Origin of the sequence: Nocardia sp. NPDC058633, assembly GCF_042717045.1 — a bacterium.
In the GTDB taxonomy this organism is placed as follows: Bacteria; Actinomycetota; Actinomycetes; order Mycobacteriales; family Mycobacteriaceae; genus Nocardia.
In genome coordinates this window covers 130,978-157,845 of the sequence record NZ_JBHXRA010000006.1, presented here as the reverse complement: position 1 = coordinate 157,845, position 26,868 = coordinate 130,978, and the positions used below count along the sequence as shown (strand labels likewise).

Annotated in this window: 24 protein-coding genes; 13 read left to right on the top strand and 11 right to left on the bottom strand. The window is 67.7% G+C overall.

The genetic code is table 11. The features are described from left to right. The first annotated feature begins 45 nt into the window (after positions 1–45). On the top strand, positions 46–780 hold the full coding sequence (locus ACFWUR_RS09650; protein WP_378904550.1) for a glycoside hydrolase family 25 protein: 735 nt from the start codon (positions 46–48) through the stop codon (positions 778–780). 9 nt (positions 781–789) lie between these two features. Next, complete coding sequence (locus ACFWUR_RS09645) at positions 790–957, top strand: hypothetical protein (RefSeq protein WP_378904548.1); 168 nt, start codon at positions 790–792, stop codon at positions 955–957. A 203-nt stretch (positions 958–1,160) separates the two neighbouring features. On the opposite strand, the gene ACFWUR_RS09640 is transcribed toward ACFWUR_RS09645, so the two are convergent. The 3 genes from ACFWUR_RS09640 to ACFWUR_RS09630 all read right to left on the bottom strand — a co-directional run bounded on the left by ACFWUR_RS09640 (position 1,161) and on the right by ACFWUR_RS09630 (position 4,722). After that, positions 1,161–3,215, bottom strand: coding sequence for a PhoX family protein (locus ACFWUR_RS09640; protein WP_378904546.1), 2,055 nt, complete (start codon positions 3,213–3,215; stop codon positions 1,161–1,163). Between the two features lie 153 nt (positions 3,216–3,368). Continuing rightward, complete coding sequence (locus tag ACFWUR_RS09635) at positions 3,369–4,169, bottom strand: hypothetical protein (protein ID WP_378904543.1); 801 nt, start codon at positions 4,167–4,169, stop codon at positions 3,369–3,371. A gap of 37 nt (positions 4,170–4,206) precedes the next feature. Then, positions 4,207–4,722, bottom strand: coding sequence for a lipoprotein LpqH (locus ACFWUR_RS09630; protein WP_378904540.1), 516 nt, complete (start codon positions 4,720–4,722; stop codon positions 4,207–4,209). A 159-nt stretch (positions 4,723–4,881) separates the two neighbouring features. On the opposite strand from ACFWUR_RS09630, the gene ACFWUR_RS09625 reads away from it, so the two are divergent. From ACFWUR_RS09625 to ACFWUR_RS09610, 4 genes are all read left to right on the top strand, one after another. Further along, positions 4,882–6,207 carry a hypothetical protein gene (locus ACFWUR_RS09625; RefSeq protein ID WP_378905020.1) on the top strand — a complete coding sequence of 442 codons (1,326 nt, stop codon included), beginning with the start codon at positions 4,882–4,884 and terminating at the stop codon, positions 6,205–6,207. Next, positions 6,207–7,358 (top strand): hypothetical protein, encoded by a 1,152-nt coding sequence (locus ACFWUR_RS09620; protein WP_378904538.1) that lies wholly within the window; start codon positions 6,207–6,209, stop codon positions 7,356–7,358. The genes ACFWUR_RS09625 and ACFWUR_RS09620 overlap by 1 nt, the downstream gene beginning before the upstream one ends. A 125-nt stretch (positions 7,359–7,483) precedes the next feature. After that, on the top strand, positions 7,484–8,998 hold the full coding sequence (locus ACFWUR_RS09615) for a tetratricopeptide repeat protein (protein ID WP_378904536.1): 1,515 nt from the start codon (positions 7,484–7,486) through the stop codon (positions 8,996–8,998). 47 nt (positions 8,999–9,045) lie between these two features. Further along, a complete protein-coding gene (locus ACFWUR_RS09610; RefSeq protein ID WP_378905017.1) occupies positions 9,046–10,263 on the top strand; it encodes a CHAT domain-containing protein in 1,218 nt (405 codons plus the stop codon). A gap of 169 nt (positions 10,264–10,432) precedes the next feature. On the opposite strand, the gene ACFWUR_RS09605 is transcribed toward ACFWUR_RS09610, so the two are convergent. The 5 genes from ACFWUR_RS09605 to ACFWUR_RS09585 form a co-directional block, all read right to left on the bottom strand. Further along, complete coding sequence (locus ACFWUR_RS09605) at positions 10,433–11,500, bottom strand: alpha/beta hydrolase (protein WP_378904533.1); 1,068 nt, start codon at positions 11,498–11,500, stop codon at positions 10,433–10,435. A 139-nt stretch (positions 11,501–11,639) separates the two neighbouring features. Beyond that, complete coding sequence (locus ACFWUR_RS09600) at positions 11,640–11,936, bottom strand: hypothetical protein (RefSeq protein ID WP_378904530.1); 297 nt, start codon at positions 11,934–11,936, stop codon at positions 11,640–11,642. 111 nt (positions 11,937–12,047) lie between these two features. Then, positions 12,048–12,773 (bottom strand): amino acid ABC transporter ATP-binding protein, encoded by a 726-nt coding sequence (locus ACFWUR_RS09595; protein ID WP_301904090.1) that lies wholly within the window; start codon positions 12,771–12,773, stop codon positions 12,048–12,050. Next, positions 12,770–14,551 carry an ABC transporter substrate-binding protein/permease gene (locus tag ACFWUR_RS09590; RefSeq protein WP_378904527.1) on the bottom strand — a complete coding sequence of 594 codons (1,782 nt, stop codon included), beginning with the start codon at positions 14,549–14,551 and terminating at the stop codon, positions 12,770–12,772. Before ACFWUR_RS09590 ends, ACFWUR_RS09595 begins: the two co-directional genes overlap by 4 nt. Positions 14,552–14,647: 96 nt before the next feature. Next, a complete protein-coding gene (locus tag ACFWUR_RS09585; protein ID WP_378904524.1) occupies positions 14,648–15,442 on the bottom strand; it encodes an LLM class F420-dependent oxidoreductase in 795 nt (264 codons plus the stop codon). A gap of 136 nt (positions 15,443–15,578) precedes the next feature. On the opposite strand from ACFWUR_RS09585, the gene ACFWUR_RS09580 reads away from it, so the two are divergent. Continuing rightward, positions 15,579–16,658 carry an ABC transporter ATP-binding protein gene (locus ACFWUR_RS09580; RefSeq protein WP_378904521.1) on the top strand — a complete coding sequence of 360 codons (1,080 nt, stop codon included), beginning with the start codon at positions 15,579–15,581 and terminating at the stop codon, positions 16,656–16,658. Positions 16,659–16,705: 47 nt separating this feature from the next. Here the strand turns inward: ACFWUR_RS09580 and ACFWUR_RS09575 are convergent, their stop codons facing one another. Further along, entirely contained in the window at positions 16,706–17,224 is a 519-nt protein-coding gene (locus ACFWUR_RS09575; RefSeq protein ID WP_378904518.1) for a winged helix-turn-helix transcriptional regulator, read from the bottom strand. Positions 17,225–17,321: 97 nt separating this feature from the next. Between ACFWUR_RS09575 and ACFWUR_RS09570 the strand changes: the two genes are divergently transcribed. Then, complete coding sequence (locus ACFWUR_RS09570) at positions 17,322–18,491, top strand: thiolase family protein (protein ID WP_378904516.1); 1,170 nt, start codon at positions 17,322–17,324, stop codon at positions 18,489–18,491. 87 nt (positions 18,492–18,578) lie between these two features. Further along, positions 18,579–19,544: an o-succinylbenzoate synthase gene (locus tag ACFWUR_RS09565; RefSeq protein WP_378904513.1), complete on the top strand. Its 966-nt coding sequence runs from the start codon at positions 18,579–18,581 to the stop codon at positions 19,542–19,544. Here ACFWUR_RS09565 and ACFWUR_RS09560 read toward each other — a convergent pair. Together ACFWUR_RS09560 and ACFWUR_RS09555 are read right to left on the bottom strand one after the other, a co-directional pair. Continuing rightward, positions 19,541–20,071: a TIGR04338 family metallohydrolase gene (locus ACFWUR_RS09560; RefSeq protein ID WP_378904510.1), complete on the bottom strand. Its 531-nt coding sequence runs from the start codon at positions 20,069–20,071 to the stop codon at positions 19,541–19,543. The genes ACFWUR_RS09565 and ACFWUR_RS09560 overlap by 4 nt on opposite strands. Before the next feature lie 75 nt (positions 20,072–20,146). Then, positions 20,147–20,947, bottom strand: a complete 801-nt coding sequence (locus tag ACFWUR_RS09555; RefSeq protein WP_378905014.1) for a DUF2786 domain-containing protein — start codon at positions 20,945–20,947, stop codon at positions 20,147–20,149. Between the two features lie 297 nt (positions 20,948–21,244). On the opposite strand from ACFWUR_RS09555, the gene ACFWUR_RS09550 reads away from it, so the two are divergent. The 4 genes from ACFWUR_RS09550 (at position 21,245) to ACFWUR_RS09535 (ending at position 26,813) form a co-directional block, all read left to right on the top strand. Next, the gene (locus ACFWUR_RS09550) at positions 21,245–22,522 is read left to right on the top strand and encodes an ABC transporter substrate-binding protein (protein WP_378904507.1); all 1,278 of its coding nucleotides are present in this window, start codon (positions 21,245–21,247) and stop codon (positions 22,520–22,522) included. A 45-nt stretch (positions 22,523–22,567) separates the two neighbouring features. Beyond that, positions 22,568–23,545, top strand: coding sequence for a carbohydrate ABC transporter permease (locus tag ACFWUR_RS09545; protein ID WP_378904504.1), 978 nt, complete (start codon positions 22,568–22,570; stop codon positions 23,543–23,545). Positions 23,546–23,550: 5 nt separating this feature from the next. Further along, complete coding sequence (locus ACFWUR_RS09540; RefSeq protein WP_378905011.1) at positions 23,551–24,444, top strand: carbohydrate ABC transporter permease; 894 nt, start codon at positions 23,551–23,553, stop codon at positions 24,442–24,444. A 98-nt stretch (positions 24,445–24,542) separates the two neighbouring features. Further along, positions 24,543–26,813 carry a transglycosylase domain-containing protein gene (locus ACFWUR_RS09535; RefSeq protein ID WP_378904501.1) on the top strand — a complete coding sequence of 757 codons (2,271 nt, stop codon included), beginning with the start codon at positions 24,543–24,545 and terminating at the stop codon, positions 26,811–26,813. Positions 26,814–26,868 lie beyond the last annotated feature (55 nt).

Sequence of the window (26,868 nt, the reverse complement as noted above, 5' to 3'; positions counted from 1 at the left end):
AACACCACTGGTCACACAGGTAACAAGCCACTACGGTCGACGCCCATGGACACCAAGAGCTGGAGTTCGAGGGTTCGTGGTTGTGTCGCGCTCGTCGCCCTGGTCTGCGCGTTGCCCGTGACCGCGCAGGCGGAGCCGAGCGGGCCGGATGTGTCGTCCTGGCAGCATGTGGACGGCCGAATGATCGACTGGCACGCGGTACGCGCGGCCGGGCATCAGTTCGCGATGGTGAAGGCCACCGAGGGTCTGCACTACGTCAATCCGTATTTCGTGCAGGACAGCATCCTGATGCGAACCGCCGGGGTGGCTCGCGGCACCTACCATTTCGCCCGCCCCGAGCTGCCGCCGGAACCGCAGGCCGCGATGTACGCCGCGACGGTCCTGGGCCAGAACGGCCCCCTCGATCTGCCACCGGTCCTCGACCTGGAAACCGCGGGCGGCCTCGCTCCCGCCGCCCTCATCGACTGGACCCACCGCTACCTCAACGCCGTGCGAACCCTCACCGGCCGCACGCCCATCATCTACACCTACCCCCACTTCTGGAAGACCGCGATGGCCGACACCAGCGAGTTCACCAGCTACCCCCTCTGGATCGCCGACTACAGCGGCAACGACGACCCCGAAGTCCCCGGCAACTGGCCCACCTGGACGTTCTGGCAAACCACCGACCGCGGCACCGTCCCCGGCATCCACGGCGGCACCGACGTCAACCGCTTCAACGCCACCCATCGCGATTTCGCCCGCTTCGCCAACATGTCAGGACTTTTCGGCAGCAGCTAGCCGGCCGTCTTGCACAAGGCCGAGGCGATTATCTCGCACGTCAATTCGCTCGATGCCATTCATCTGGCATCAGCCCTACGCAGCGGGTTGGACGACATCACCATCGTGACGCACGACAAGAACATGACCGCGGTCGCCGAACAACTCGGCTTCCCCGTGCATGACCCGGTGCGATGAGCGACGCCGAGTCCAGAGCCGAAACTGCGGCGATCCCGGCGGACCCAGAAACGTTGATGCGGATGGCCCGATCGGAGGCTGAGCTCGCACGTGGCGAAGTTGTCACCGCGGACGAGCCGGCCGCGGCTATGGCCGAGCGCAGAAATGACGAAACCGCTACTCGCCCAGCCGAGTAGCGGTTTCATCAGCGGATCGGAGGTCGGCTATACGCCGATTCGTCCGCCGTTCTTCTTCCAGACCACCGCGACCGACGGGCGGGGTTGGGTGGTGCCGCCGTCGGGCCAGTTCGACAGGGGCTTGTCGGTGGTGGCGTCGTCGCCTTCGCCGGGGTGCTGCACGCAGACCAGCACCTGCTTCTCGGTGATGACCGGACCACAGGTTTCGCCGCCACGCGGAACGGTGAGGAACTGCTTGGTCTCACCACGGTTGGGGCCGTCGAGGACCACCGAGAACAGGCCGTCGTTGGACTTCAGCGCGTTGCCGTCGGTGGAGATCCACAGGTTGCCGTACGGGTCGAAGGCCAGGTTGTCCGGGCAGGAGATCGGGCTGACCTTGGTCTTGTCGAAGCCGCTGAAGTAGGTGTCGGCGGTGGTGGGGTCACCGCAGACCAGCAGCAGCGTCCAGGTGAAGTCGGTGCCGGTGTGGTTGTCGGTGAGCTCGAGGACCTGGCCGTTCTTGTTCAGCTTGCGCGGGTTCGCCTCGTCGACGCCCTGCTTGCCCTCGGCCCCACGGTTGGAGTTGTTCGTGAGCGCGACGTAGACCTTGCCGGTCTTCGGGTTGGTCTCGAAGTCCTCGGGGCGGTCCATCTTGGTGGCGCCGACCTTGTCACCGGCCTGGCGGGTGAACACCGCCACCTCTTCGGCCGACATGCCGTCGACCAGGGACTTGCCCTTGCCGTCTGCGCCGGTCTCGAGCAGCGGGATCCACTGGCCCTTGCCGGTGAAGCCACCGGTGGGGACCTTGCCGGAGCCGTCGATCTCGGCGGCGTGGTCGCCGGTGAGCTTGGCTACGTAGAGGGTGCCCTCGTCGAGGATGGTCATGTTGTGGCGCATGGCCGACGCGCCGACGCCCGACTGCACCTTCTTGGTGGAGACGAACTTGTACATGTAGTCGAAGCGCTCGTCGTCGCCGCTGTAGGCCACGACGCTGCCGTCGCCGGTCACATGGACGGTGGCGGCCTCGTGCTTGAACCGGCCGAGCGAGGTGTGCTTGACGGGCGCCGAGCTCGCGTCCCATGGGTTGACCTCGACGACGTAGCCGAAGCGGTTGACCTCGTTGGGCTCGGCCGCGACGTCGAAGCGCGGGTCGAAGGTCTCCCACTTGCGCTCGGAAGCGGCGCCCTCGATGCCGTAGCGCTTCAGGCGCGCCGCGGCGGCGGGCTCGGTGACGCTCGCGGCGTTGCCGAAGTACTGGTTGAAGTTCTCCTCACCGGAAAGCACTGTGCCCCAAGGGGTTACACCACCCGAGCAGTTGTTCAGGGTGCCGAGCACCTTGGTGCCGGTCGGGTCGGCCTTGGTCTTGAGCAGCGCACTACCCGCGGCCGGGCCCTTGACCTCGAACTCGGTGGTCGCGGTGATGCGCCGGTTGTACTTGCCGAACGCGGGCTTCAGCTGACCCGAGCCGGACTCACCGTGCACCTCGACAACGCTCAGGCCGTGCGAGGCCAGCGCGATGTCGAACTGCTCGCGGGTCGGCGCGTCGGGGTTGTAGCCGCGGAACATCATCGGCTCGGTGCTGTACTCGTGGCTCACGACCAGCAGGTACTTGTCGGCCTGGCCCTCGATCGGCAGCAGGCCGGCGAAGTCGCAGTTGTAGCCGAACTGCTGGGCAGCGGCGGCCGGGGTCTGCTTGTCGAAGTCGAACGCCGGCGCGCCCTCGATCACGGCGTCGCCCCAGCGGATCAGCACCGACTGCTCGTAGCCCTCCGGAATCACCACCGCGTCTTCCTTGTTCGGCGCGACGGCGGTGAAACCGGTGCCGGTGCCGGGCGTGCCGGTGGGGGTCGAGCCGGTGTCGGAGCTGTCGTCGCCGCAGGCGGCCAGCACGCTCACCGCGCCGACACCGAGAACGACGGCGGCACCGCCCTTGATCAGGCCACGACGGTTGAGTCCGGCGACGATGTCGCCGAAGTAGGCACCGTCGGAGGTGTTGGGCACCTCGTGGAAACAGGCGTTGCCGCACTTGTATTCACAGGTCAGGGCGGCGCGTGCAGACTGACCGTCGTGCTTGACGAACAGGGCGAGCGGTTTCGGACTCACGGTGACTCCTGAGTAGTACGGACTCCGGGCACCGTAAGCAGCCCAAGCGAGCCGTCGGGAACGCGAAGATGAACGCACGACCAAAACTCGGCGCGCGCTGTGGCCGATCACGAGGATCCGGCACAGCGCGCGCTCGGCGGTATGGAGTTGTCATCAGGCGTTGATCGGCAGCGAGATCACCACCTCCTGCTCGTTGCCGGGCAGGTAGTGCACCTGCACGATCCGGCCGACCTGCACCGCGGCGATCGCCGTCGGTGGAAGGTACTTCTCGGCGCGGGTCTGAAAAGTGGTGCCGTCGGGGCGGGTGACAACCAGGCCGAGGGCGATCTCGGTGTAACCCCCGCGAATCCGACCGGGGACGTCGAGGCTGCGGACCACCGCCTGGGCGGCGATGCCGCGATCGGCGATGTCGAGCTTGCCGCGCGTGGTGATGCCCTTGCGGATGAGTGATTCGTTCATCGCCCGCTGGGCCGCGCCGTTGTCGCCGGAGCGGTCGACCTCCACCTTGTCGGTGCGACCGGGCAGGTACCGGACCGGCAGCACGACGCCCGGCTGCAGCAGGGCGAGCTCGGTGAGCGGGACGATCACCTTGGCGTGCGAATCGAAGACCTTGCCGTCGGCGCCTTCGACTCGAAAAGCGATCTTGACCTGGGGTTGGTCGTTCACCGAGACGCCCGTCTGGCGAAACGAGGTGATGGTGCCGATGCCGACCGCGGCGTCGCGGAACTCGCTGCTGTTGCGGCCGGTGAAAGCTTCGAGGATGCCGTCGCCGGTGAAGGCGAACACGATCGGGACGATGGTGAGCGCGATGATCGGCAGGGCCATCTGGGGACCGACCCATCCGAGCATCGCGCCGGTGTATTCGTCGGGGGTGTAGGTGAGGCCGTAGAAGAGGTAATAGCCGACGGCCAGGATTCCGAAGGCGACCGCGGCCGCACGCAGCTTGGATTTCATGATTTCTCCTTGGATCGGTACGACCGGGTCGCGAGGATCAGGCGCCGACGATGGTGGAGCAGGCGAAGGTGATGTCGAACTCGACCGTCGACGGGCCCGCCAGCGGGTTGGTCATGTCGGCGCTGATGCCCTCGCCGGTGACGCGGAAGGTGTTGCCGTCCTTGGCCAGGGTCGCGGAACCACCGGGCTGGCCGTTGCCGTAGCCGACGGCGTAGGGCAGGCCGTTGGCGCCGCCCTGGCTGCCGGCTATCGCGACTGCCTGGACCTTCTCGCCTTCCAGCGACGCGCTGACCGAGAGGCTGCCGTAGGTGGCGTTGGCCGTGTCGGTGAGTGCCAGAGCGAGCGTGCCGGCCTGCTGAGCGCAGGTGGTGTCGAACTTCGCGGTGAATTCCTTGCCGCCGACGCTGGCGGTGGACTTGCCCGCGGCCGGAGCCGGCGCGGCCGACCCGGGGGTGCTCGGGGAGGTGGTGCCCGCATCGTCGCTGCAGCCGGTGACGAACAGCGCGGTGGCGGCGGCGGAGGCGGCGAGGGTGGCGATCAGCTTGGTGTTCATGGTGGTTTCCGTTTCTCTCGGTGTTGAGCGGGTGGGTAACCCGTTGAGAGAAAGGTAGAAAGCCCGTTGCGCCTACCGATCCCAACTTTCGCGCCGCGCCACCGCCGCGCCGGTCGCCGAAAATACCTATAACCTGGTCGGATGCGGAGACCGCGCGCCATGGTGCTCGATGAGGTGTGGCGGGGACTCGACGGTGTCGACGCGTTGAGCGGAGCCGACGGCGGGCCGTTGCGCCGGACGGTGAAGTTGATTCTCGATCCGCTGGTTCTGCGCCCGATGCGACACCCGGTGTTGGCTGCGAGCGTGCTCGACGAGGAGGCAACCGCGCTGCTCACGGCGCTCGTGCACGCGCAGTCCGAGGTGCTTCGGGCCTGTGCGGCGTGGTTCGTCGTCCTCAAGCAGGTACGGCGGCGGTTGCGGATCACCGAGGGCAACGCACAGGATCTGTACTTCCAGCGCTGTTTCGAGCTGGCGACCGTCGCCGGTGCGCCGGAGGGTGAACGAGGGCAGGCGCGGGCCGAGGCGATGCTGCGTGAGGTCCATGACAGCACCGGCGGGCGAACCACCGCGGCGCTGAAAAACCATGTCACCGAACCACATCGAGCCGCCGAGCTGACAGCGCTGCTCGACATCGCCTGGGCGCGACGCCCGCTCGCCCCCTACGCCGCCCGCGACCTGGCGACCGAACTGACCGAGCTGCTCGAAGCCTGCACGCTCGCCCGCTCGGGCGATCCGGCCGACGCCGGACCCCTGTTCGACGACCTCGTCGACCACCGCGTCGGCACCCACCGAGGCATCGCCCTGTGGCTGGCGCATCCCGCCGCAGGCGCCGATGACCTGGGCCTCACCAGGCATACCAGCCCGCAACGACCCGAGCTTGGCGCCTCCGCGGCGACCGCGAATCTCGGCCTGCCCTTCGACCGGACCGTGTACGAGCGGGTCTTCACGGTGCTGCAGGGCAGCATCGATCGGACCGACCTGCCCGAGATCGCGGAGCTGGTGACGCGCGAGATCTCGCGCAGTTGTTCGCCGTGGGGCCTGCTCGACGAGTCGCTGCGGGTCGCCGCGGCGGCGGGTTCCGAACTGGCGCTCGGGCTCGCCCCCATCGCGACGGCCGACGCGGGGGCGCGCGGCAGTGCCGACCGAGTCCCCGCCTCGCGCGCACACGAGGTGATCAACGCTCGCTGGCGGCGGGAAGGGTACGTGCTGCAAGCGCGTCGATTCGCGGTGCATGCGCTCGACGGACAGACGGGGCCACTCGCGGCGCTGGCCGCGGAGTTGGGTACGCCGTGGCGGCCGTATTCGCGCAGGTTGTGGGTGCGGTTGCACGGTCGCGATGTGCGCGAGCTGCCGGTGTTCGACCCCGGTGAGCTGTGGGATCTGCTCGACGGTGTCGCTCGGTCGGTGATCCTGGACCACCGCACCCGGGTCAAGCAGGCGCTCACCGCCGAGGACACGGCCGTGGTGGAAGCGAAGGCCGGCTGATGACTGTCGTCCATCTTCGCCGCGCCGAGCCGGGGCTTCTCGTGATCGCCGCGGACGGGGCGCCCCTGGTCACCGACGCCGCGCCTGCGCTCGACGTACTGGTGCTCGACGTGGTCGGAGGGCAGCTGAGTTGGAGCCTGTTCGACAGTGCGCTGATACCCGCGGCAGTGCTCGACGATGCCGACGCGGCACAGGATTGGGTGTGGGCGGTATACGGCGAAGACGTCGCACTGGCTGTCGCGGACAACCGTCCCCGAACGCTGACGGCCGCGCCCGCTCGGCCGGAGTCGGCGGCGGCTCTGCGTCGACTTGCCTACGCGCACTGGGCCATTCGGTGGTGGCCCGCTTCGACTATCGACGCGATTCCGGCCCTGGACCCGGTGCTGTTGGCCGAGGAGATCGCGATGCTCACCGAGCAGTGCGAGATGATGATCGACGGTGCCGTCGACGAGCGTTTTACGGAACCGGACCGCGAGACGGAGACCTACGACGACGGCGCGGCGCCGAACGACGGGATTCGCGAATCGATACCGGCGTCGTCCGGTGACGGCGAACCGTCCAACGGTCTCGGCGGTCGAGCACCCACGGACGAAGCCGAGTCGATCGGTCGATCACGTGGTCGCGCAGAGGATTACGCGCTGGCCGCCGGTGAGGGGTCTTCCGACGGGCTGATCGTCGCACGGGGTAGCGGTGGTTGGGACTGGCGACGTTGCCCGCCCGGCATTCTCGACGCGGGCGAGAAGTCGGTGTCGTGGCAGGTGGCGCGGGCGGAGGGGATGTCGACGGTGCGGGTGAATGTGGTTGCCGCACCTGCCTGTCGACACGAGGGCCCTCCACACCTTCGGCCGTATGCGCGGGTGCGATCAGCCGACGCGGGGCACGACCGCACGCCGCCTGCCCACATGGAGTTCACGACGCCCTTGCGACTCAGAGGCGATTCCTGGACGGGGGCTGTCCGGATTCCCGGACCGCCGGAAACCTCGCCTGACATCGCTGTTTTCGTCCCCGGTGTCGGTCCGGCCGACCCGGCGGAGGAGTCGGCGATGCGTGAACGGATCCGCCGGTTCGCCCGACTTCGCCTCACCGAACTCACCGGCCACCCGCGCCTGAGCGCCGAAACGGCGGCGGCCGACGCGGATGAGGACTTCTGATGGGTGCGGGCGGAGGAAATCTCGGCCGGGGAACCAGCGCTGAGCGTTCACAAGTCGTGGCATCGGTGCGAAATTCGACCATCGGGCCGAAAAGTGTGCGCCCAGCGCGGATCGGGAGCAGGTAAGTGGCCGCCACCGGACGGACGTCGGATCGCGACGACACGCAACTCACCGCCGGGTACGCGGCGTATCAGCGCGGCGACGTGGTCGCAGCGTTGGAGATCTTCGAGCGGGCGGCCGACGGCGCCGCGCCGCGGTTGCGCAGTGCGGCGCTGATCAACGCCGCGAGTATGGCCGATGAACTGGGGGATCACCGGCGGTCGGTGGTGTTGTTCCGGACCGCACTGGCCGAAATGCCCGATGATGCCGCGCATCAGCGACCCGCGGCCCTGGTGAACCTGTCACAGGCTTTCCAGCATCTGGGCGAGTTCGACGCCGCGCACGAGGTGCTGGAGGAGGCGCGGGCACTGCTTGCCGACAGTACCGATCAGGGACTGGTGCGGGTGGCGTGCCTACAGTCGCTGACAGCGGTCGCGTTGCACCGCCAGCAGTGGGCCCACGCCGGGGAGTTGGCTGCCGAATCCCTGCGTGTGACAGAACGTTTCGCGCCGGAACTGGCCGGTCATCCACTGATGAACCTGGCGGCCTGCTCGTTCGAGACCGGGCGGTGGGAGCTGGCCCTCGACTTCGCCCGGCAGGGCATCGACGCCTTCGCCGCGGCGGGCGAGGCGGCCTCGGTCGCCGAGTCGCAACAGAATCTGGCCACCATGCTGGTGCGCGCGGGGCATTTCGACGAGGCGGAAGAACCGCTGCGGGGCAGCCAGGAGTTCTTCGAGGCGGCCGAGCTGGGGCACCGGTCCGGTATCGGAGCCAAGACGATCGGCTTTCTCGCCGAACGTCGGGGCGACTTCATGACGGCGCGAACGCATTACGAGCGCGCACTGGACCGGTTCGACTCCACCGGCGCGGTGGTGGACGCGGCGGATGTTCGGCTGCGACTGGCCACCCTCGCCTGCGCGCAAGGTGAGCTCGCCGTCGCCGAAGAGCTGCTCGACGCGGCGTTCTCGGTCTACGCGGCCCGGGGGCTCGGGATGCACTGCGCTCAACTCGACTACTGGCACGCCGAACTCCTACACACCTGGATCGAGGCGGCGGCACAACCAGATCCGGCGCTGCTGGCCCGTGCGGTAACCCTGTCCGTGTCGGCCGCTCTCGCCATCGACGCGGTCCGCCACACCCTGCCCAACGGCCACCAGCGTGAACACTGGCACCGCACCGTCGCCGAACCGGCCATGCGCCTGGCCTTTCGCTGTGCTGCCCTGTCGGGCGACGGACAGCTGGTGAGCGATCTGATCGACACCCAGTGCGCGGGAACGGCTCTCGATCTGACCGCTTTCACCGACACGACCCCGCCTGCCCTCGATTTCGAGCTGCTGGACCCCGCACCCACCGAACAGACAACGTCGCCCGCACTGCAACTCGGCGCCGCACTCGCCGACGTGGCGGCAGCGGCGGGAATCCCCGTCGCACTCCCCCCTCGACTCACCGACGGCGATCGAACAGTGCTGGCGGACTTCATCACCTATGCCGAACAACGGTACCGACGCACGGTCCGCGACCGACGGGTTCTCGCGCTGTGACCGCCGCCCGGACGCTTTCCCCGGACACACCGACCGCGCTCATCAGGATGGCGGACGCGGGCGATGTCTACGTGTCGTGGCGGTGGGTCGACGATGTGCTGGCGCGCGGAGTCGCGACGCTGCCTCGTGACCAGGTGCGCGAGACATTGCGGATGCTGGCCCGGGCGGTGCCCGATCCGACTCGGCCCGAGGATCTGCAGCGGGTGATGACCGAGGGCGCGCTGGTCGACGCCACCGCGGAAAGCGCTATGGCACAGGCACTGTCACGCACGTTGTTGCCCTATGGATTGGCCGTGCAACTCTACGAGCTGTCACAGCGCGGAGTGCGTCCGCATCTGCGGATTCAGCCGTCGCCCCGGCTGGCGCAGGTTCCGTGGGAGATCATCGCTCCCGATCCCGCGATTCGCCTGCTCGACATCGCCGACGTGAGCCTGCTCGCGCCGGTGTCGGTGGTGCACGCGCCGCAGCGAATCGTGCACCGCTGGAGCGACACTCGGGATCTTCCCGTGGTGGCGGTACTCGATCCTCGCGTACCCGGATTTCGTGCGGACTCGGAGCTCGGCTCGGTGCTGGGCCGTCCACACGGCGAAACCCTTGTCGCACAGCACTTCAGCCGCTACGGTGAGCGCCTTGTCCCCGCTGTCGACAATCCCGTCGAGCTGTTCCGGCGTGCCGACACCGACCGCGTCTGGCTGTCCGAAGCGCTCCGGGCCGGCGCGGGCCGACTCGTCTACGTGGGACATGTCACCGCCCCCGCACCGGAATCCGGCCAGAGCGAACACGCCGAACTCCACCTCAGCTGCACCGCCGAAACCCGCGGCTTCGCGGCGACGAACCGCACCCACCGCCCCCTCTCGGCGAAAGACCTCCTACTCGGCACCCACTCCCTCGACCCGTCGCCCGTGTCCGGCCGCGAGCTGTGGCCGATGCCGAGCCGCGTCGCCCTCATCGCCTGCGAAAGCGGCGGCGACCTGCGCTTCACCGAGGCCCTCGGCCTCACCACCGCGGCCCTGGCAGCGGGCGCGGAACTGGTGACGGCCACCCGCTGGCCCCTCCCCACCGACCACGCCTTCCACACCTTCACCCCCACCACCGAGCACCCCCTGCAATCGGCCATCTGCGCCGTGGACGCGGCTCACGATTCACCCACACCCATCCCCACCCTGCTGACCTGGCAAAGATCGCAGCTGCGCGCCTGGCGTGCGGCACCGGCGCCCGAGAACTCACCGCTGCTCTGGGCCGCCTTCGCCACCGTCACCGGCTGAGTGCATTCGATCGACGCCGAATCGACATCAGCGAGTCACCCCCCGCCGCGGTCGTGCGCTTCGAGGCCGGTGGGACTACTGCGAGCCCTGTGCTCGAGCGTCTGGCCGAGGCACTCGAGCTGCACCTCCGTGTGGAATTCGGAACCGTGCGGAGCTGCCGACCGGCCGCCTACTCGGGGAGGCCGAGGCCTGCTGCCAGAATCGGCCAGGAGCGGTAGAAGGCGTCGCGCCAGTAGCCCCAGGAGTGGGTGCCGGTGGGCTGATGGTCGAAGGTGGCGGGGATGTTCAGCTCGGCCAGGCGGGTTTCGAGGTTGCGGGTGCACCAGGTGACCGCTGCCTCGATGATGCCGCCGACGACGACCTGGTTGGCCAGGCCGAGGGGGGTCGGGTTCATCATGTTCGGGTCGTCGATGCGGTCGTGCGGGCCGGGTAGACCGGATGCGTCCGAGACGTACAGCCTTGTGCCACGCAGTTTTTCGGCGTGGACGACCGGGTCGTTGGCCGCCCAGGCCGGGTCGTCGTCGGGACCGTACATGTTGCGCACGTCGCCGCCGCCGTAGGTCTGCACCACCAGCTTGGTGAACTGCTTGCCGATCGGGTCCGAGATCTGGGCGCAGCCGCTGTAGCCGGCGACGGACCGGTAGAAGCCGGGCTTGGCCTGCGCCAATTGCAGCACGGCCGTGGCGGTCATCGAGTTCGCGGCGATGGCGTTGACCCCGTTGGTGCCCAGTGCCGCATCGACCAGGGGTGGGAGTTCCTCGAGCAGGAAGGTGCGCCATTTGTTGCGGCCGAGCGCGGGATCGTCGTGGCGCCAGTCGGTGTAGTACGCCCAGGCGCCGCCGATCGGCATCACCACATTGACGTCCTTGGTGGCGAGGAAATCGCCGACATCGGTGTTCTGCCACCAGGTCGCGCGGTCCTCACCGCCGCCTGCCCCGTTGAGAAGGTACAGCGCCGGGCGCGCGACGGAGGCGTCCCTGGGGCGCTGCACCTTCACGGTGATGGCCTTGTTCATAGCGGCGGAGAAGACCAACATGGTCAGATTTCGATCATCGACCCGGCTCGAGATGATGTTCGAGCCGTTCGCGGTGGTCGGCGTCGCGAGGAGCTTCTTGGTTTCGACGATCGGATCGCGTCCGTCGGCCAAGCCGATGCCCGCACCCGAGGTGGCGACGCACGCGGCCAGCACACTGCTCACGACACCGAAAGCCAGTGTGCGCCTGATTGTTTTGCCCATCGGCCGAGAATTCCCCATCCGTACAACGGCGGGCATGGAGCAGCCCGCAGGGCACTGACAGTATCCGGGGAATCGATCGATCGTCGAGCCGGTGGTAGTACGGGCAGCCGACCCCACCGCGGCGGGGTCGGCTCAGAGGTCAGTGTTCGTCGTAGTGGTCCGCGTGGGCGGCGTGGCGGTGGCCGTCGTGGACGTAGTCGACGTGATCGCCGTGCGGCACGGAGACGTGACCGCAGCCGGGGCCGTGTTCGTGGGTGTGGGCGGAGTGCTCGACGTGTGCCGAGGTCTCGCACTCGTCGAAGTGGCCCTCGTGTTCGCGGTGCAGGTGGCCGTCGTGAACGTAGTCGACGTGGTCCTGATGGGGCACTGCGACGTGGCCGCAGGTCGGGCCGTGCACGTGGGTGTGCTGGGGGTGTTCGGCGTGCGTTGTGGTCATCGGCTCTCTCTTTCCGGTTTCCCGGACCCTGGTCCGGAACTGATCGAATGGAGCTGAAGCACTTCCGACATTAGCAGTTGCGCATACGTTGTTGCGAGTCGTGGGAACTGGTCAGAGGACCTGGTCGAGGAAGCGGCGCAACCGCGGGGTCTTCGCGTCGTCGAACAGGGCGTCGGGCGTGCCGGTCTCCACGACGACGCCCTGATCCATGAACACCACGCTGTCGGAGACCTCGCGCGCGAAACCCATCTCGTGGGTCACCACGATCATCGACATACCACCCGAGGCGAGATCGGCCATCAGCGCGAGCACGCCCTTGACCAGCTCCGGGTCGAGCGCGGAGGTGGCCTCGTCGAAGAACATCAGCTCCGGCTTCATGGCCAGAGCGCGCGCGATGGCGACGCGCTGCTGCTGCCCGCCCGACAGCGACGCGGGCCTGGCATCGGCCTTGTCGGCCAAGCCGACGATCTCGAGCTGCTCGATCGCCAGCGCCCGCGCCTCGTCGGCGGACAGCCCGCGCAGTTTGCGTGGGCCGAGGACGATGTTGTCAGCAACGGTCTTGTGCGGGAACAGGTTGAACTGCTGAAAGACCATGCCGATGCGCTGGCGCAGCTTGTCGGGGTTGTCCTTCAGCACGGACTTGCCGTCGAGGAGCACGTCGCCGGAATCGGGCTCGTGCAGGCGGTTGAGCACGCGCAGCAGGGTCGATTTGCCCGAACCGGACGGGCCGATGACGGTGGTGGCGTGGCCTGCCTCGACGTGGATGTCGACCCCGCGCAGGATGTGGTTGTTGCCGAGCGTCAGGTTGAGCCCGGTGCCGGTCAACGATGCGCTCATGCGCCTCGCCCTTCTGTGATGACCGCCTGCTCGATCGGATCGGCGGGGGTGGGTTTGCCGGTGCGCATGCGCTGGTCGATGTAGTTGACCAGGTGGGTGAGCGGGATGGTGAGCACCAGATACATCAGACCCGCGGCGACCAGCGGGGACAGGTTGCCGGTCTGGGCGTTGAGGTCGCGGCCCACGGCGAACAGTTCGCGCTGGGAGGCCAACAGGCCGAGGAAATAGATCAGCGACGAGTCCTTGATCAGCGCGATGAACTGGTTCATCAGCGCGGGCAGCACCCGGCGCACACCCTGCGGGATCACTACCAGCGTCATCGCCTGGCGATAGCCGAAGCCGATGGCGCGCGCGGCTTCGAGCTGACCCGGCTCCACCGACTGGATACCGGAGCGGAAGATCTCGCCGATATAGGCCGACGAGAGCAGCGCCAGCGCCACCGCGCCGAGCCAGTACGGATTGCCGCCGGTGACATCGCGGACCACCGGTCCGATACCGAGACCGATCAGCAGGATGATCACCACGGCGGGCAGGCCACGGAAGATGTCGGTGTAGACGCGGGCGGGCCAGCGCAACCAGCGGGTGCGGGAAATGCCCATCACCGCGAGCAGCATGCCGATCACGGTGCCGAGTACCCCCGAAACCAGCGCCAGAACAAGGGTATTCGGCAGGCCGGTCTTGATCAGATCGGGAAAAGCCTTGCTGTACAACGACCAGTCGAAGAAGGTGTCCTTCAACTGCTGCGTGGTCGACTTCTGCGCGACAAGTTCGGTCTCACCGGGCCGATTCTCGGCGGCGATCGCCTTGAAGTCCGGGAGTTCGGGGGTGGGTGCGGCTTTCGAACCGGGCTTCCAGCCGGGCGGGAGTTCACGTGGCACCCAGTCGGCGTAGAGACGGGCGTAGGTGCCGTCGGCGATCACCGCGTCGAGGCCGGAGTTGAGCGCGTCGATCAGGGGCTGATTGTTCTGTGCCACCGCGTAGCCGACGAAGTTGTCGAGGCTGAAGGTGTTCTGCGAGACCACGATTCCGTCGCCGGGCTTGATCGCGCCCTCGGCTTGCGCCGACGGAGCTACCCAGGCGTCGACCTGACCGGACTTCAGGTTCGCGTAGGCGGTGTTGTAGTCGGGAAACTTCACCGGATCCAGCTTCAGCTGGTTCACCACGAATTCGTCCTGCACGGTGCCCTGCACCACCGCGATGCGCGAGCTCTGGTTCAGGTCGCCGAAGCCCTTCACCGCGCTGCCCTGCGGCACGACCAGGGAGAAGTAGCCGAAGTCGTAGCCGTTGGTGAAGCCGACCAGTTCGCGGCGGGCATCGGTGGTGGTGATGTTGGACGAGCCCACATCGAAGCGCTTGCCCGAGACCTGCGCGAGCAGGCCGGCGAACTCGGTGCCGGAGAACTCCACGCGCAGACCGAGTTTCGCGCCGATCGCGGCGAGGAGTTCGTTGTCGAAACCGGTGAACGCGCCCTGGCCGTTCACGCAGATGCTCGGCGGCGCATCGGACAGGGTGCCGACGCTCAGGGTGCCGGGGTTGAGCAGGCCGAGTTTCGAAGTGTCGATCGAGTCGACCGGAGCAGTCGTGGCGGTGGTGTAGCGGTCGGCGCCCGCGGTCTCCCCCGCGGCCAGGTTGGTGGGCGCGGCAGCGGCAGCCGACGGACCCGGTGGCGAACAGAGATCGCGCGCGGTGCTGGTATCGGAGCCGCCACAGCCGGTCGCCGCGACGCCCACGAGGAGCAAGAGGGCAGCGATCCGCGCCCGAGTTCGTACACCTGCCATGCCGATAGACCCTAGCTGCAACCTTGCACAGCGAAGGTTACGCAGCGCGGCGCTGTGACCGAGCACCCATCGGGTTCGCCCGCCGTCGCTACCGGCTCACGCGAGACCATCGAGCTGTGCGGGGTTCACATCGTCTCGCCATTCGATTGCCCGGTGCACCTCGGTGAGGTCGTAGTCGGGCCCGGAGACGCCGATGGTGAACAAGGTGACGCCCGCCTCGTGCATGGCCTTCGCGTCGTCGCGGCCCTGCCACTGCACCGAACGTTCGATCCTCGACTCGTCGGTGCCGACGGCCGCCGCGTGCTCGGCCAGCACCTTGTTCTTGTGCGCCAGCGTCGACAGATCAGCGAAGGAGTGCCAGATGTCGGCGTACTCGGCGACCAGGCGCAGCGTCTTGCGCTCACCACCACCGCCGATCAGGATCGGGATCTGGCGCACCGGCGGCGGATTCAGCTTCGCCAACCGCGCGGTGATGCGAGACATGCTCTCCTTCAACAACGTCAGCCTGCTGCCCGGCGTGCCGAACTCGTAGCCGTACTCGTCGTAGTCGCGCTCGAACCAACCCCCGCCGATGCCGAGGATCAGCCTGCCGCCGCTGATGTTGTCGACGGTGCGCGCCATATCCGCGAGCAGGTCGGGGTTGCGGTAGCCACCACCGGTGACCAGCGCGCCGAGTTCGACCCGCTCGGTCTGCTCCGCCCAGGCGCCGAGCATCGTCCAGCATTCGAAATGCGCGCCCGCCGGGTCGCCGGTGAGCGGGAAGAAGTGATCCCAGTTGAAGACGATGTCGACCCCGGCGTCCTCGGCCCGCAACACCGCGTCGCGGATGAGGCCGTAATCGGGCGCGTGCTGCGGTTGAAGCTGGACTCCGATACGCACCGGACGACTCATATCGTTGGCTCCTCGGGGCTCGGCAAGGCTGCGCGACCGAGGCTACCCGGAGCCGTTCGGGGCCGCTACGATCCCTCCCGACCCACTACTCGGATCGTCCGGCACGTTCCTGCCGGGATGGGATGTTGATCTACGCATGGCTACCGTCACTTTCGACCGCGCTACCCGGCTGTACGCCGGTGCTACCAAGCCCGCGGTCGACGCACTGAATCTCGAGATCGCCGACGGCGAGTTCCTGGTGCTCGTCGGACCCTCGGGGTGTGGCAAATCGACCTCGCTGCGGATGCTGGCCGGCCTCGAGGAGGTCAACGGCGGGTGCATCCGAATCGGCGACAAAGACGTGACCAACGCCGAACCCAAGGATCGCGACATCGCGATGGTTTTCCAGAACTACGCGCTCTACCCGCACATGTCGGTCGCGGAGAACATGGGTTTCGCGCTGAAGCTGGCCAAGGTGTCCAAGGCCGAACGCGACGAGCGGGTGCTCGAGGCGGCCAAGCTGCTCGACCTCGAGCAGTACCTGGACCGCAAGCCGAAGGCGCTCTCGGGCGGGCAGCGCCAGCGGGTGGCGATGGGGCGCGCGATCGTGCGCCAGCCACGGGTGTTCCTGATGGACGAGCCGCTGTCGAACCTCGACGCCAAGCTGCGCGTGCAGACCCGCACCCAGATCGCGCAGTTGCAGCGCCGGCTCGGGACCACCACGGTCTACGTCACCCATGACCAGGTCGAGGCGATGACCATGGGCGACCGGGTCGCCGTGCTCAAGGACGGCCTGCTCCAGCAGTGCGCGTCGCCGCGCGACCTCTACCGCGATCCGGCGAACATGTTCGTCGCCGGGTTCATGGGCTCACCCGCGATGAACCTGTTCACGCTGCCGGTCGAGGACGGCAGCGTGACCATCGGTGGTTACCCGGTGCGCGTGCCGCGCGCGGTGGCCGACGCGGGTGCAGGTTCGGTCGTGCTCGGTATTCGCCCCGAACACCTCGAGGTGGGCGACGGCGGGCTCGAAATGGAGGTCGACGTGGTGGAGGAGCTCGGCTCCGACGCCTACGTCTACGGTCGCGCGGTGTCCACCGCCACCAGCGGGCAGACCGGGGAAACGATTGTGACGCGGGTGGATTGGCGCAACCCGCCCCGCAAGGGCGACCGCCTCTGCCTCACCACCGATCCCGAACACGTGTACTTCTTCAGCGTGGACGGTCGGCGCCTGCGCTGATTCGACCGCGCGGGCGGCTCGCGGATCGAGTCGCCCGCGCTGCGCGATCAGTTGTCCGTCTTCTTCTTTCGTCGCTCGGCGCGTTCGTCGAGGTAGTCCTCGTTGACTCGGACCGCCAAACGTTCGAGGGGGATCTCGGTGCCGTCGGGGGTGCGAAGGTCGGCGCGGACCGGTTCGCCGGTTTCCGCGTCCACCCGCAGCAGGGGCGGGGACCCCGGCTGGAGATAGGCATCGCCCCATTGCCAGAGGGCTACGACGGCGGGGAGCAGGTCGCGGCCCATTCGGGTGAGGACGTACTCGTGCCGGGTGCGTTTGCCTTCTTCCTGATAGGGACGCTTTTCCAGTAGGCCGGCGGCGGTGAGCTTGCGGAGTTGGCCCGCGGCGGCGGCGTCGGTGATGCCCACCCGACGGGCGAAGCCGTCGAAGCGGCGGGTGCCGTAATAGGCCTCACGCAGGATGAGTACCGCGGAGCGGGTACCGATGAGGTCCATGGCTCTGGCGATGGAGCAGCCTGCCGGGTCCCATCTGCTGAGATCGGCCAGGGGTCCTTCCATCACGGCTGCCATGCCGAACATCATAGCGAAGTCTGACTTGAGTAGATGATAGTTAGGACCTATGCTGGCTATTGTCAGCTAGAGTCAGCGTTGTCGAAAGAGGACTTCCATGCGAGACGCGGTCATCGTCGAAGCGGTACGAACCCCGATCGGGCGGGGTAAGCCGAACGGCGCACTTCACGACGTTCATCCTGTCGATCTGCTGGCGCACAGCCTGCGGGCGGTCGTCGAGCGCAGCGGGATGGATCCGGTGCTGATCGACGATGTGATCGGCGGCATCGTCACCCAGGTCGGGGAACAGGGATCGAATATGACCCGGCGGGCCGCATTGGCCGCGGGGTATCCGGAATCCGTGCCCGCCACCACGGTGGACAGGCAATGCGGCAGCAGCCAACAGGCGATTCACTTCGCGGCCCAGGGTGTCATCGCCGGCGCCTACGACATCGTGGTGGCGGCGGGCGTGGAGTCGATGGGGCGAGTTCCCATGGGCGCCAACCTGGTCGGCGCCGACGACCTGTCGGGTCTCGCTTTCGCACAGCGCTATCCCGACGACCTGGTTCCGCAGGGGATCAGCGCCGAGCTCATCGCCGCGAAATGGGGGTTGACGCGGACCCAACTCGACGAATTCGCACTCGGCAGTCACGAAAAGGCCGCTCGGGCAACCAAAGACGGATTCTTCGCCGAGGAACTCGCGCCGATCAACGGGGTGAGCACCGATGAGGGAATCCGGGTCGGCAGCACCATCGACACCCTCGCGGCGTTGAAGCCCGCCTATTACGACCCCGCGATGGCGGCCCGGTTCCCGCAGATCGGCTGGGAGATCACCGCCGCCTCGGCCAGCCAGGTCAGCGACGGGAGCTCCGCGGTGCTGATCATGTCCGGCGAACGCGCACAGCAGCTCGGCTTGCGACCGCTGGCCCGACTGCACAGCTTCTCCGTCGCGGGAGACGACCCGCTGCTGATGCTCACCGCGGTCATTCCGGCCACCGAGAAGGTGCTGCGGCGCGCCGGTCTCGATATCTCCGACATCGACCTGTTCGAGATCAACGAGGCGTTCTCGCCGGTCGTGCTGGCGTGGGCGAAGGAAACCGGCGTGGATATGAGCCGGGTCAACGTCCACGGTGGGGCGATCGCCCTCGGACATCCGCTCGGCGCGTCCGGGGCACGGTTGATGACCACGCTGGTGCACGCGATGCGCGAGCGTGGGGCGCGCTACGGGCTGCAAACGATGTGTGAGGCGGGCGGACTCGCCAACGCGACGATCATCGAACGGCTGTGAACCGAACGGCGGCGCTCACCTCGAGCGCCGCCGTCGGGTAGGCATCACGCTTCGGCCGGGAAATACGCGACCTCTACGATCGGTCGGGTGAGCGCCGACCTGTTTGTTTACGCGATTCCGTTGCGGACACGGTTTCGGGGGATCACTGTGCGCGAGGGGATGTTGATCAAGGGGAAATTGGGGTGGGGGGAATTCTGCGCGTTCCCCGAATACGACGATCGGGAAGCGGCCGGATGGTTGGCCACCGCCGTTGAGCAGGTGACGGTGGGGTGGCCGGCTCCGGTGCGAGATCGAATTCCGGTGAATTGCACCGTTCCCGCGGTGGATGCCGAGCGAGCCGGACGAATTGTTCGGGAATCCGGCTGCGCGACAGCGAAAGTGAAGGTGGCCGACCATCCGGGCTCGCTGGCCGAGGATGTGGCGCGAGTGGCGGCGGTGCGAGAGGCGATCGGGGAATCGGGCGCTGTTCGGGTCGACGCCAACGCGGTGTGGGATGTGCGGACTGCCGTTCGCAGTATCGGTGAACTGGACAGGGCCGCTGGTGGTTTGGAGTACGTCGAGCAGCCGTGTTCGACGATCGAGGAATTGGCCGAGGTCCGGCGCCAGGTCTCGGTACCTATCGCTGCCGACGAATCGATTCGGCGGGCCGAGGACCCGATGCGAGTAGCTGTCGCCGGGGCCGCTGACGTGGCCGTGCTCAAATGCACCCCCCTGGGTGGGGTGCGGCGAGCGTTGGCGGTCGCCGGGGCGGCCGGTCTTCCGACAGTTGTCTCGTCGGCGCTCGAGACCAGCGTCGGCCTGGCCGCGCAATTGGCGTTGGCAGGTGCGCTGCCCGAGCTCGAATTCGCCTGCGGACTCGGCACTCTCGCGCTGTTCGAGGGCGATCTCGTCGCGCGATCATTGTTGCCGGTAGACGGGTGGTTGCCCGTGCCCACCGCGCCACCCGAGCCCGATCCCGCGCTGCTCGACAAGTACCGACACCCCGATCCCGAGCGGGTCGACTGGTGGCTGCGGCGCTACGAGCGGGTCAGCGCACTGCTCGAGAACAATTAGCCGAAACGAACACCGCAACCGGTCAACGTAGCTCGCACCAGCAAAGCGGCCTCCGGGCCGATCACACCATCGACCAATTCGGCATAACGGGTGCAGAATTCGGGGCCGTGCGGTGGCTGTCCCGGATCGGGCGCCAGATGATGGGCGAGTTCGTGCAGAACCACCAGTTCGCGCAGGGCCCACGCGGTGGAGCCGGTGTGCAGCGGGACGGCCAGCACGGCGGTCGCGGGCTCGTAGTGGGCCGCGCCGGCACCACCTCGGGCCCGGACTCGGATCGGCACCGAGGCCCGTTCCCATCGCGCGCGAACCCAATTCAATGCCAACACCTTGTCGGCATAACTCTGCACCGACGCCACCGAGGCGAAACGGCGTTCCACCGGCAGCGTCAGTTGCGAGCCGTAGACATCGATCGTCCGGTGCCCGAACTCGTCGGCACGGTCGAACACTCCGCGCACCAACTGTTCGCCGTCGTAGACCATCGCCCGCTGACTGTCCCGCCGCGGCCGATCCGAACTATCCGGCGGCACGACCCGACCTGCCGCTACCCACCTGGAACGCGCCGCGGAGCACATCGCGGACGCGCGCCGAGAGCCCGGCCGATCTCATCGGCCCGCCAGCCCGGCCCGTGCGGCAGGAAGTTCCGGCGACGTGCCGAGACGGGCGGTGCGACCCGCTCGGTCGCCCGCGCGGCGTGCCGCCGCCGAATGACCCGTAGAGGTTTGCGGGCCTCGCCAGGTCCCCCTGGCTTCGGAAGTGGCCGTGTAGAAGTCGGTCAGTGCGACCTCCTTGTCGCGCAGGGCCAGCGCCGTCCCGGTCGCTTCGACAACCGATTCCTCGGCGACGACTTCGGCTTTCACCTCCGCCAGGCGGGCGCCGACGCGGGCGGCGAAGGCCATCTGAAAGTTCAGCCGTGCGGTGACGCCTGCCACCGGGGCCTGCACCCTGCGCCGAACGGTGCGGCCCAGTCGTTTCTCGGTGACGACCTTGACGACCGTCGCCTCGCGATAGGCACCGGATTTGATGTAGTGGTCCGAGGCTCGAACCATTTGGACGAGCAGGCTCGCGTAGAGCGCTTCGCAGGTGTCGATGTCGGCGGCGAAGCCGTAGGCGTAGACCTGGGCGGAGGTTCGGGCGACATCGCAGCGAACATCGTTGGCGCTCGCGATGGCCACGAACAGCTGGACATAGGTGCGCAGGCCTTTTCGACCGGGCTCGCCGATCGGGATGATCCGCTGCACCGGCATCGACCTGCGCTCGCGAGCCGCGACATGCGAACGCGCCACCGCGAGATCGATCGAGGATTTCGTCGCCAGCCGCTGGGCCGCGGCGAGGAAGGCCTCGGCCTCGTGGGCGTTGTCGGTGGACTCGGCCTTGCGCAGCAAACCACCGATGCGGGTGAGCATCCGGTCGGGTGTGGGGGCGGACGAAGGACTTGTCACAAGCATTGACCCTAAGCCACCCCTCCGACACAGAACTGTGTAAGTCTATGCCCGTTCTCGGCCGCCTCGATCCGGACCGACCGAAGGGTCCCGGTTCGAGGCGACCGTTGTTCGGCGCGATGAAGGAGTGCCCGGAGGAAGCGGAGATCGAGCCCCACAAGCCCGAGAACACGCGGGCCCCCGCCCGCGACAAATACTGTATGTTGCCTGTTGCACCGCACGGTGTGCTGCTGCTCACGTCTTGACCCTGGAGTGTCTGCGATGGCTTTGAAGTTTGTCCCCAGAGCGACGATGGCTGCTGCCTCGATCGCGTTGCTCACCGCGACGTTCGCGAGTGGTTGCTCCAGTGACGACGGTGGCAATGCGCTCGACCAGAACCTGACTGGCCGCGGCCCGATCACCTACGTCGAAGGCAAGGACACCACCGAAACCGGTGTGGTCAAGCAGCTCATCGACCGGTGGAACGCCGCGCACCCGAACGAGCAGGTGACCTTCAAGGAGCAGTCGGCCGACGGCACCCAGCAGCACGACGACCTCGCCGAGCACTTCCGCGCCAAGCAGGACGGCTACGACGTCGTCGCCCTCGACGTGAAGGACACCGCCGAGTTCGCCGCGAAGGGCTGGGTCCAGCCGCTCGAGGGCAGTTTCGCGATCGACACCGCGCCGCTGCTCGCGCCCACCGTGGCCAGCGCCACCTACAACGGCAAGCTGTACGCGGCACCGAAGAACACCAACGGCGGCCTGCTGTACTACCGCAAGGACCTGGTGCCCAACCCGCCCAAGACCTGGACCGAGATGCTCGGTCAGTGCCAGGTGGCCCGGGACAACAACATGGGCTGCTACGCCGGTCAGCTCGCCCCCTACGAGGGCCTGACCGTGAACACCTCCGAGATCATCAATGCCTTCGGTGGCAGCTTCGTCGGCGCCGACGGCAAGACCCCGACCGTGAACAGCCCGGAGTCGAAGGCGGGCCTGAAGGTCCTCGTCGACGCCTACAAGAACGGTGACATCCCCAAGGAAGCCATCACCTTCAAGGAAGGTGAGAGCGCCAGCGCGTTCGAGTCGGGCAAGCTGCTGTTCCTGCGCAACTGGCCCTACCTCTACGCCCAGGCCTCCGCCGACGGCTCCGCGGTGAAGGACAAGTTCGGCGTCGCCCCGCTGCCGGGCAACACCGGCGTCGGCGCGTCCACCCTCGGTGGTTACAACGCCGCGATCAGCGCGTTCTCCAAGAACAAGGCCACCGCCGCGGACTTCGTTCGCTACCTGATCAGCGAAGAGGCACAGCAGATCATCGCCGCCGGCTCGCTGCCCTCGGTGCGCACCTCGCTCTACGACGACCCGGCCCTGATCGCGAAGATGCCGTACCTGCCCACGCTGAAGGAATCCATCGCCAGCGCGGTGCCGCGTCCGGTGACCCCGTTCTATCCCGCGGTGTCGAAGGCCATCCAGGACAACGCATATGCTGCCCTCAACGGCACGAAGTCCGTCGACGACGCAGTCGCAGGCATGCAAAAGGGCATCGAGACCGCCGGTTCGTAGCGGTAGGCGCAGCGGACCCGACCAGACCGTAGGAGAGTAGAAACGGTGTCGGATCCTTCGGGAGCCAAGCAGCGCGGGCTAGCGCTGGAACTGCGACAATCCGGCAAGGCGTGGCTGTTCGTCGCGCCTGTGCTCGTCGCACTGGCCGTGGTCATCGGATACCCGGTGGTCGAGGCGATCTGGATGTCCTTGCAGAAGGACTCCGGTATCGACCCGGCCACCGGGATGTTCGTCGAGGGCGGCGGTGCCGGGTTCAGCAACTACACACACTGGCTGCTGCAGCAGTGTGGGTCGCTGAACGGCATGGTGTCGTGCCCCACCGGCACGCTCGGCTCGCAGTTCTGGTCGGCGGTCGGGATCACCCTGTTCTTCACCGTGGTGATGGTGTCGATCGAAGCCCTGCTCGGGCTCGGCATGGCCATGGTGATGGGCAAGACCTTCCGCGGCCGAGCGCTGTTGCGCGCCGCCGTGCTGATTCCGTGGGCGATTCCCACCGCGGTCACAGCGCGACTGTGGGAGTTCATGTTCCAGTACGACGGCGTGGTGAACCGGGTGCTCGGCACCCACATCCTGTGGACCTCGGACATGTGGGCGTCGCGGTTCGCGGTGGTCGCGGCCGATGTGTGGAAGACGACGCCGTTCATGGCCTTGCTGATCCTGGCTGGGCTGCAAGTGATTCCGGCCGACGTGTACGAGGCGGCCAAAGTCGACGGCGCGACTGCCTGGCAGCGGTTCGTCCACATCACGCTGCCGCTGCTCAAGCCCGCGCTGCTGGTCGCGGTCCTGTTCCGCACCATGGACACGCTGCGCATCTATGACCTGCCCGCGATCATGACGCTGGGCAACCCGTCGACGAACACGCTGTCGATCCTGGTGGTCGAGCAGGTTCGCCAAGGCCCCAACAGCGCCGCGGCACTGTCGGTGATCACCTTCCTGCTCGTCTTCGCGATCGCGTTCATCCTGGTGAAGGTGCTGGGCGCCAACGCTGTTCGCACGCAAGAAGACCAGCGGAAGGCGAACTGATGAGCATGTCGATGACGAAAGAACCCGCCGCCGAGTCGACGACGTTGCCGGTGCAACCGGTGTCGTGGCGCAAGCGGCTCGGCACGGTGCGGCTCTACCTCGGTGTCGCCATCGTGCTGGTGTGGGGCCTCGGCCCGTTCTACTGGATGGCTGTGGTGGCGTTCCGCGACCCGGCCCACACGTTCGACAGCACCCCGTGGCCGACCCACGTGACGCTGGAGAACTTCCGCAACGCTTTCGACACCAGCCGCGGCAACAACTTCGGCAAAGCGCTGCTCAACAGTGTGATCATCGGTTCGGCGACCACCGCTGTGGCGCTGTTGCTCGGCGTGCTCGCGGCCTACGCGCTGGCCCGGATGACCTTCGCGGGCAAGTACCTGGTCTCGGGGCTCATCCTGTCGGCGTCGATGTTCCCGGCCGTGGTGCTGGTGACACCGCTGTTCCAGCTGTTCACCGATATCGGCTGGATCGGCCAGTACCAGGCGATGATCATCCCGAACATCTCCTTCGTGCTGCCGATGACGGTCTACATCCTTGCCTCGTTCTTCGCCGAACTGCCGTGGGAACTCGAAGAGGCCGCGCGCATCGACGGTGCGAGCAAGCTGCAGGCCTTCCGGTTGATCATGCTGCCGCTGGCCGCGCCCGCGGTGTTCACCACCGCGATCCTGGCGTTCATCGCCTCGATCAACGAGTACCTGCTGGCCCGATTGCTCTCGGGCGACGACACCAAGCCGGTGACGGTCGCGATCGCGAGCTTCTCGGGTAACGACCCGCTGGTGCAGCCGTACGCGGCGATCATGGCGGCGGGCGTGATCGTCACCGTGCCGCTGGTGATCATGGTGTTGATCTTCCAGCGTCGCATCATCTCCGGTCTCACCGCGGGCGGCGTCAAGAGCTGACCTGCCGGGTTCTGTGGCCACCGCCGGGTAGAGTCGCCTGCACCGATATCGACGTCGGTGCAGGTGAGTACTTCTCCCTCGCTCCGAAAGGAGATGGTGTGGCCTCCCAGCGCGGGCGCCGGCGTTCCGATGGGGACGTCCCGTACACCTCGATCGCCGGGTTCCGCGATCCGCTGGCGAAGGAGCCGACGCCGAGCAAGGGCGCTGCCCGACGGGCCCAGGCCGCGCGCCTGGCCGCCACCGACGGTCCGGACGAGCCCCCGCAACGTCGGCGACGCACCAGAGGCCAACGCATCCGACGATTGATCGGCGCGCTGTTCGTGATCTTCGTGTGTGTGCCCGCGCTGCTGTTCGTCGCGGTGTACTGGAGTTCGGAGATCCCCGAACCGGCCGAGGTCGCGGTCGAGCAACCCGCCACTGTGCTGGCGTCGGACGGCACCACGGTGCTGACGAAATTCATTCCGCCGCAAGGCAATCGGATTCCCATCCCGCTCACCGACGTGCCGTTTCCGGTGCGTGATGCCGTGCTGGCCGCCGAAGACCGCACCTTCTATACCAACGCCGGCTATTCGACCAGCGGCTTCCTGCGCGCCGCCCGCGACAATATGACCGGCCAGGACAACGCGGGCGGCGGTTCGACGATCACCCAGCAGTACGTGAAGAACGCCTTCCTCAGCTCCGAACGCACCGTCACCCGCAAGATGCGCGAGCTGATCATCGCGGCCAAGATGGCGCGGCAGTGGACCAAGGACGAGATCCTGGCCGCCTACCTCAACACCATCTACTACGGGCGCGGCGCATACGGGATCGCGGCCGCGTCGAAGGCCTACTTCAACAAGCCGGTGCCGGAATTGACCCTCGCCGAGGGTGCGGTGCTGGCGGCGGTGATCCGCTCACCCTCGGTGCTGGATCCGGAGAACCATCTCGATCAGCTGCGCGCGCGCTGGCAGTACGTGCTGGCCGGGATGGTCGAGATGGACGCGCTCGCGCCCGGCGACCGTGACGCGACGGCGTTCCCCGCGATCATCCCGCTCGAGGAGGTGCCGGAGGAAGCGGTGGCGCTGGGGCCGGAGGGCCATATCCGCACCCAGGTGCTGCGCGAACTCCGCGCCGCGGGCATCGGCGACGCCGACATCAACACCGGCGCACTGCAGATCACCACCACCATCGACGCGGCGGCACAGGCGGGCGCCGTCGACACGGTGCGTGAGCGGTTGTCGTGGCAGCCACCGGAGCTGCGCTCGGCGGTGGTGTCGATCGATCCGCGCAGCGGGGCGGTGCGCGCCTATTACGGCGGGGAGGACGGCACCGGCTTCGATTTCGCGCAGGCACCGCTCCAAACAGGCTCCGCCTTCAAGGTTTTCGCGCTCGTCGCCGCGCAACGGCAGGGCATACCGGTGACCCGGCTGATGGACAGCTCGCCCATCACCGATCGCGGTACCGAGATCACCAACGTCGAGGGCGACTCGTGCGGACGCTGCTCGCTGGCCGAAGCGCTCAAGCGCTCGCTGAACACCAGCTTCTACCGGCTCACCATGACGATGGGCGACGGTCCGCGCTCGATCGCCGAGGCCGCGCACCTGGTGGGCATTCCCGAACACATTCCCGGCGTCGACGGCCCCACGCTCGCCGAACCGGACGGCTACCCGCTCAACGGGATCGTGCTCGGGCAGTATCTGGTGCGGCCCATCGATATGGCGTCGGCGTACGCGACGCTGGCCGCCTCCGGGATCTATCACCAGCCGTACTTCGTGCAGAAGGTGAGCGCCGGCGACGGACGGGTGCTGCTCGACCGCGGCGCCGAGACCCGAGTGGGCAGAAAGCTCCCAGAACCCGAGCAGCGCATCACCGCCGCCATCGCCGATGCCACCACCTCCGCGATGCTGCCGATCGCCAACTACTCCAACGGCCACGGCCTCGCCGACGGCAGGCAGTCGGCGAGCAAGACCGGAACCACCCAGCTCGGCGAGACCGACGACAACAAGGACGCGTGGATGGTCGGGTACACGCCCTCGCTGTCGACCGCGGTATGGGTGGGCACCGAGAACCCGCAGCCGTTGCGCAACGGGCGCGGCGGGGCCATCTGGGGTTCGGGGCTGCCCGCCGACATCTGGAAGCAGTCGATGGACGCCGCGCTGGCGGGGACGCCGGTCGAACAATTCGAGACGCCGCCGCTGCCGAGCCCGCCGCTGGTGCCGACGCCGGGCACCGAATCGGCGCCGACGCCGGGCGGTGGCTTCGACATTTTCGGGCCGCCGACCAGCTCGGCGCGCACTCCGCCGCCGCCGTTGATCATCATCCCGCCCGCACCGACCCCGGCGGTCCCCGGTGAGTTGTTCCCCGGACTCGGCGGCGGCGGGCCCCGGTAGATCACGAGTTGGCGCACCCGGACCCGACTACCCTGCGGACGTGGCAACATCGTTG

Coding starts and splice junctions, on each gene's coding strand:
- ACFWUR_RS09650 (WP_378904550.1), top strand. CDS start 46: ATGGACACCAAGAGCTGGAGTTCGAGGGTTCGTGGTTGTGTCGCGCTC.
- ACFWUR_RS09635 (WP_378904543.1), bottom strand. CDS start 4,169: ATGAAATCCAAGCTGCGTGCGGCCGCGGTCGCCTTCGGAATCCTGGCC.
- ACFWUR_RS09630 (WP_378904540.1), bottom strand. CDS start 4,722: ATGAACACCAAGCTGATCGCCACCCTCGCCGCCTCCGCCGCCGCCACC.
- ACFWUR_RS09625 (WP_378905020.1), top strand. CDS start 4,882: ATGGTGCTCGATGAGGTGTGGCGGGGACTCGACGGTGTCGACGCGTTG.
- ACFWUR_RS09620 (WP_378904538.1), top strand. CDS start 6,207: ATGACTGTCGTCCATCTTCGCCGCGCCGAGCCGGGGCTTCTCGTGATC.
- ACFWUR_RS09610 (WP_378905017.1), top strand. CDS start 9,046: ATGGCGGACGCGGGCGATGTCTACGTGTCGTGGCGGTGGGTCGACGAT.
- ACFWUR_RS09605 (WP_378904533.1), bottom strand. CDS start 11,500: ATGGGCAAAACAATCAGGCGCACACTGGCTTTCGGTGTCGTGAGCAGT.
- ACFWUR_RS09600 (WP_378904530.1), bottom strand. CDS start 11,936: ATGACCACAACGCACGCCGAACACCCCCAGCACACCCACGTGCACGGC.
- ACFWUR_RS09595 (WP_301904090.1), bottom strand. CDS start 12,773: ATGAGCGCATCGTTGACCGGCACCGGGCTCAACCTGACGCTCGGCAAC.
- ACFWUR_RS09590 (WP_378904527.1), bottom strand. CDS start 14,551: ATGGCAGGTGTACGAACTCGGGCGCGGATCGCTGCCCTCTTGCTCCTC.
- ACFWUR_RS09585 (WP_378904524.1), bottom strand. CDS start 15,442: ATGAGTCGTCCGGTGCGTATCGGAGTCCAGCTTCAACCGCAGCACGCG.
- ACFWUR_RS09580 (WP_378904521.1), top strand. CDS start 15,579: ATGGCTACCGTCACTTTCGACCGCGCTACCCGGCTGTACGCCGGTGCT.
- ACFWUR_RS09575 (WP_378904518.1), bottom strand. CDS start 17,224: ATGGCAGCCGTGATGGAAGGACCCCTGGCCGATCTCAGCAGATGGGAC.
- ACFWUR_RS09570 (WP_378904516.1), top strand. CDS start 17,322: ATGCGAGACGCGGTCATCGTCGAAGCGGTACGAACCCCGATCGGGCGG.
- ACFWUR_RS09555 (WP_378905014.1), bottom strand. CDS start 20,947: ATGCTCACCCGCATCGGTGGTTTGCTGCGCAAGGCCGAGTCCACCGAC.
- ACFWUR_RS09550 (WP_378904507.1), top strand. CDS start 21,245: ATGGCTTTGAAGTTTGTCCCCAGAGCGACGATGGCTGCTGCCTCGATC.
- ACFWUR_RS09540 (WP_378905011.1), top strand. CDS start 23,551: ATGTCGATGACGAAAGAACCCGCCGCCGAGTCGACGACGTTGCCGGTG.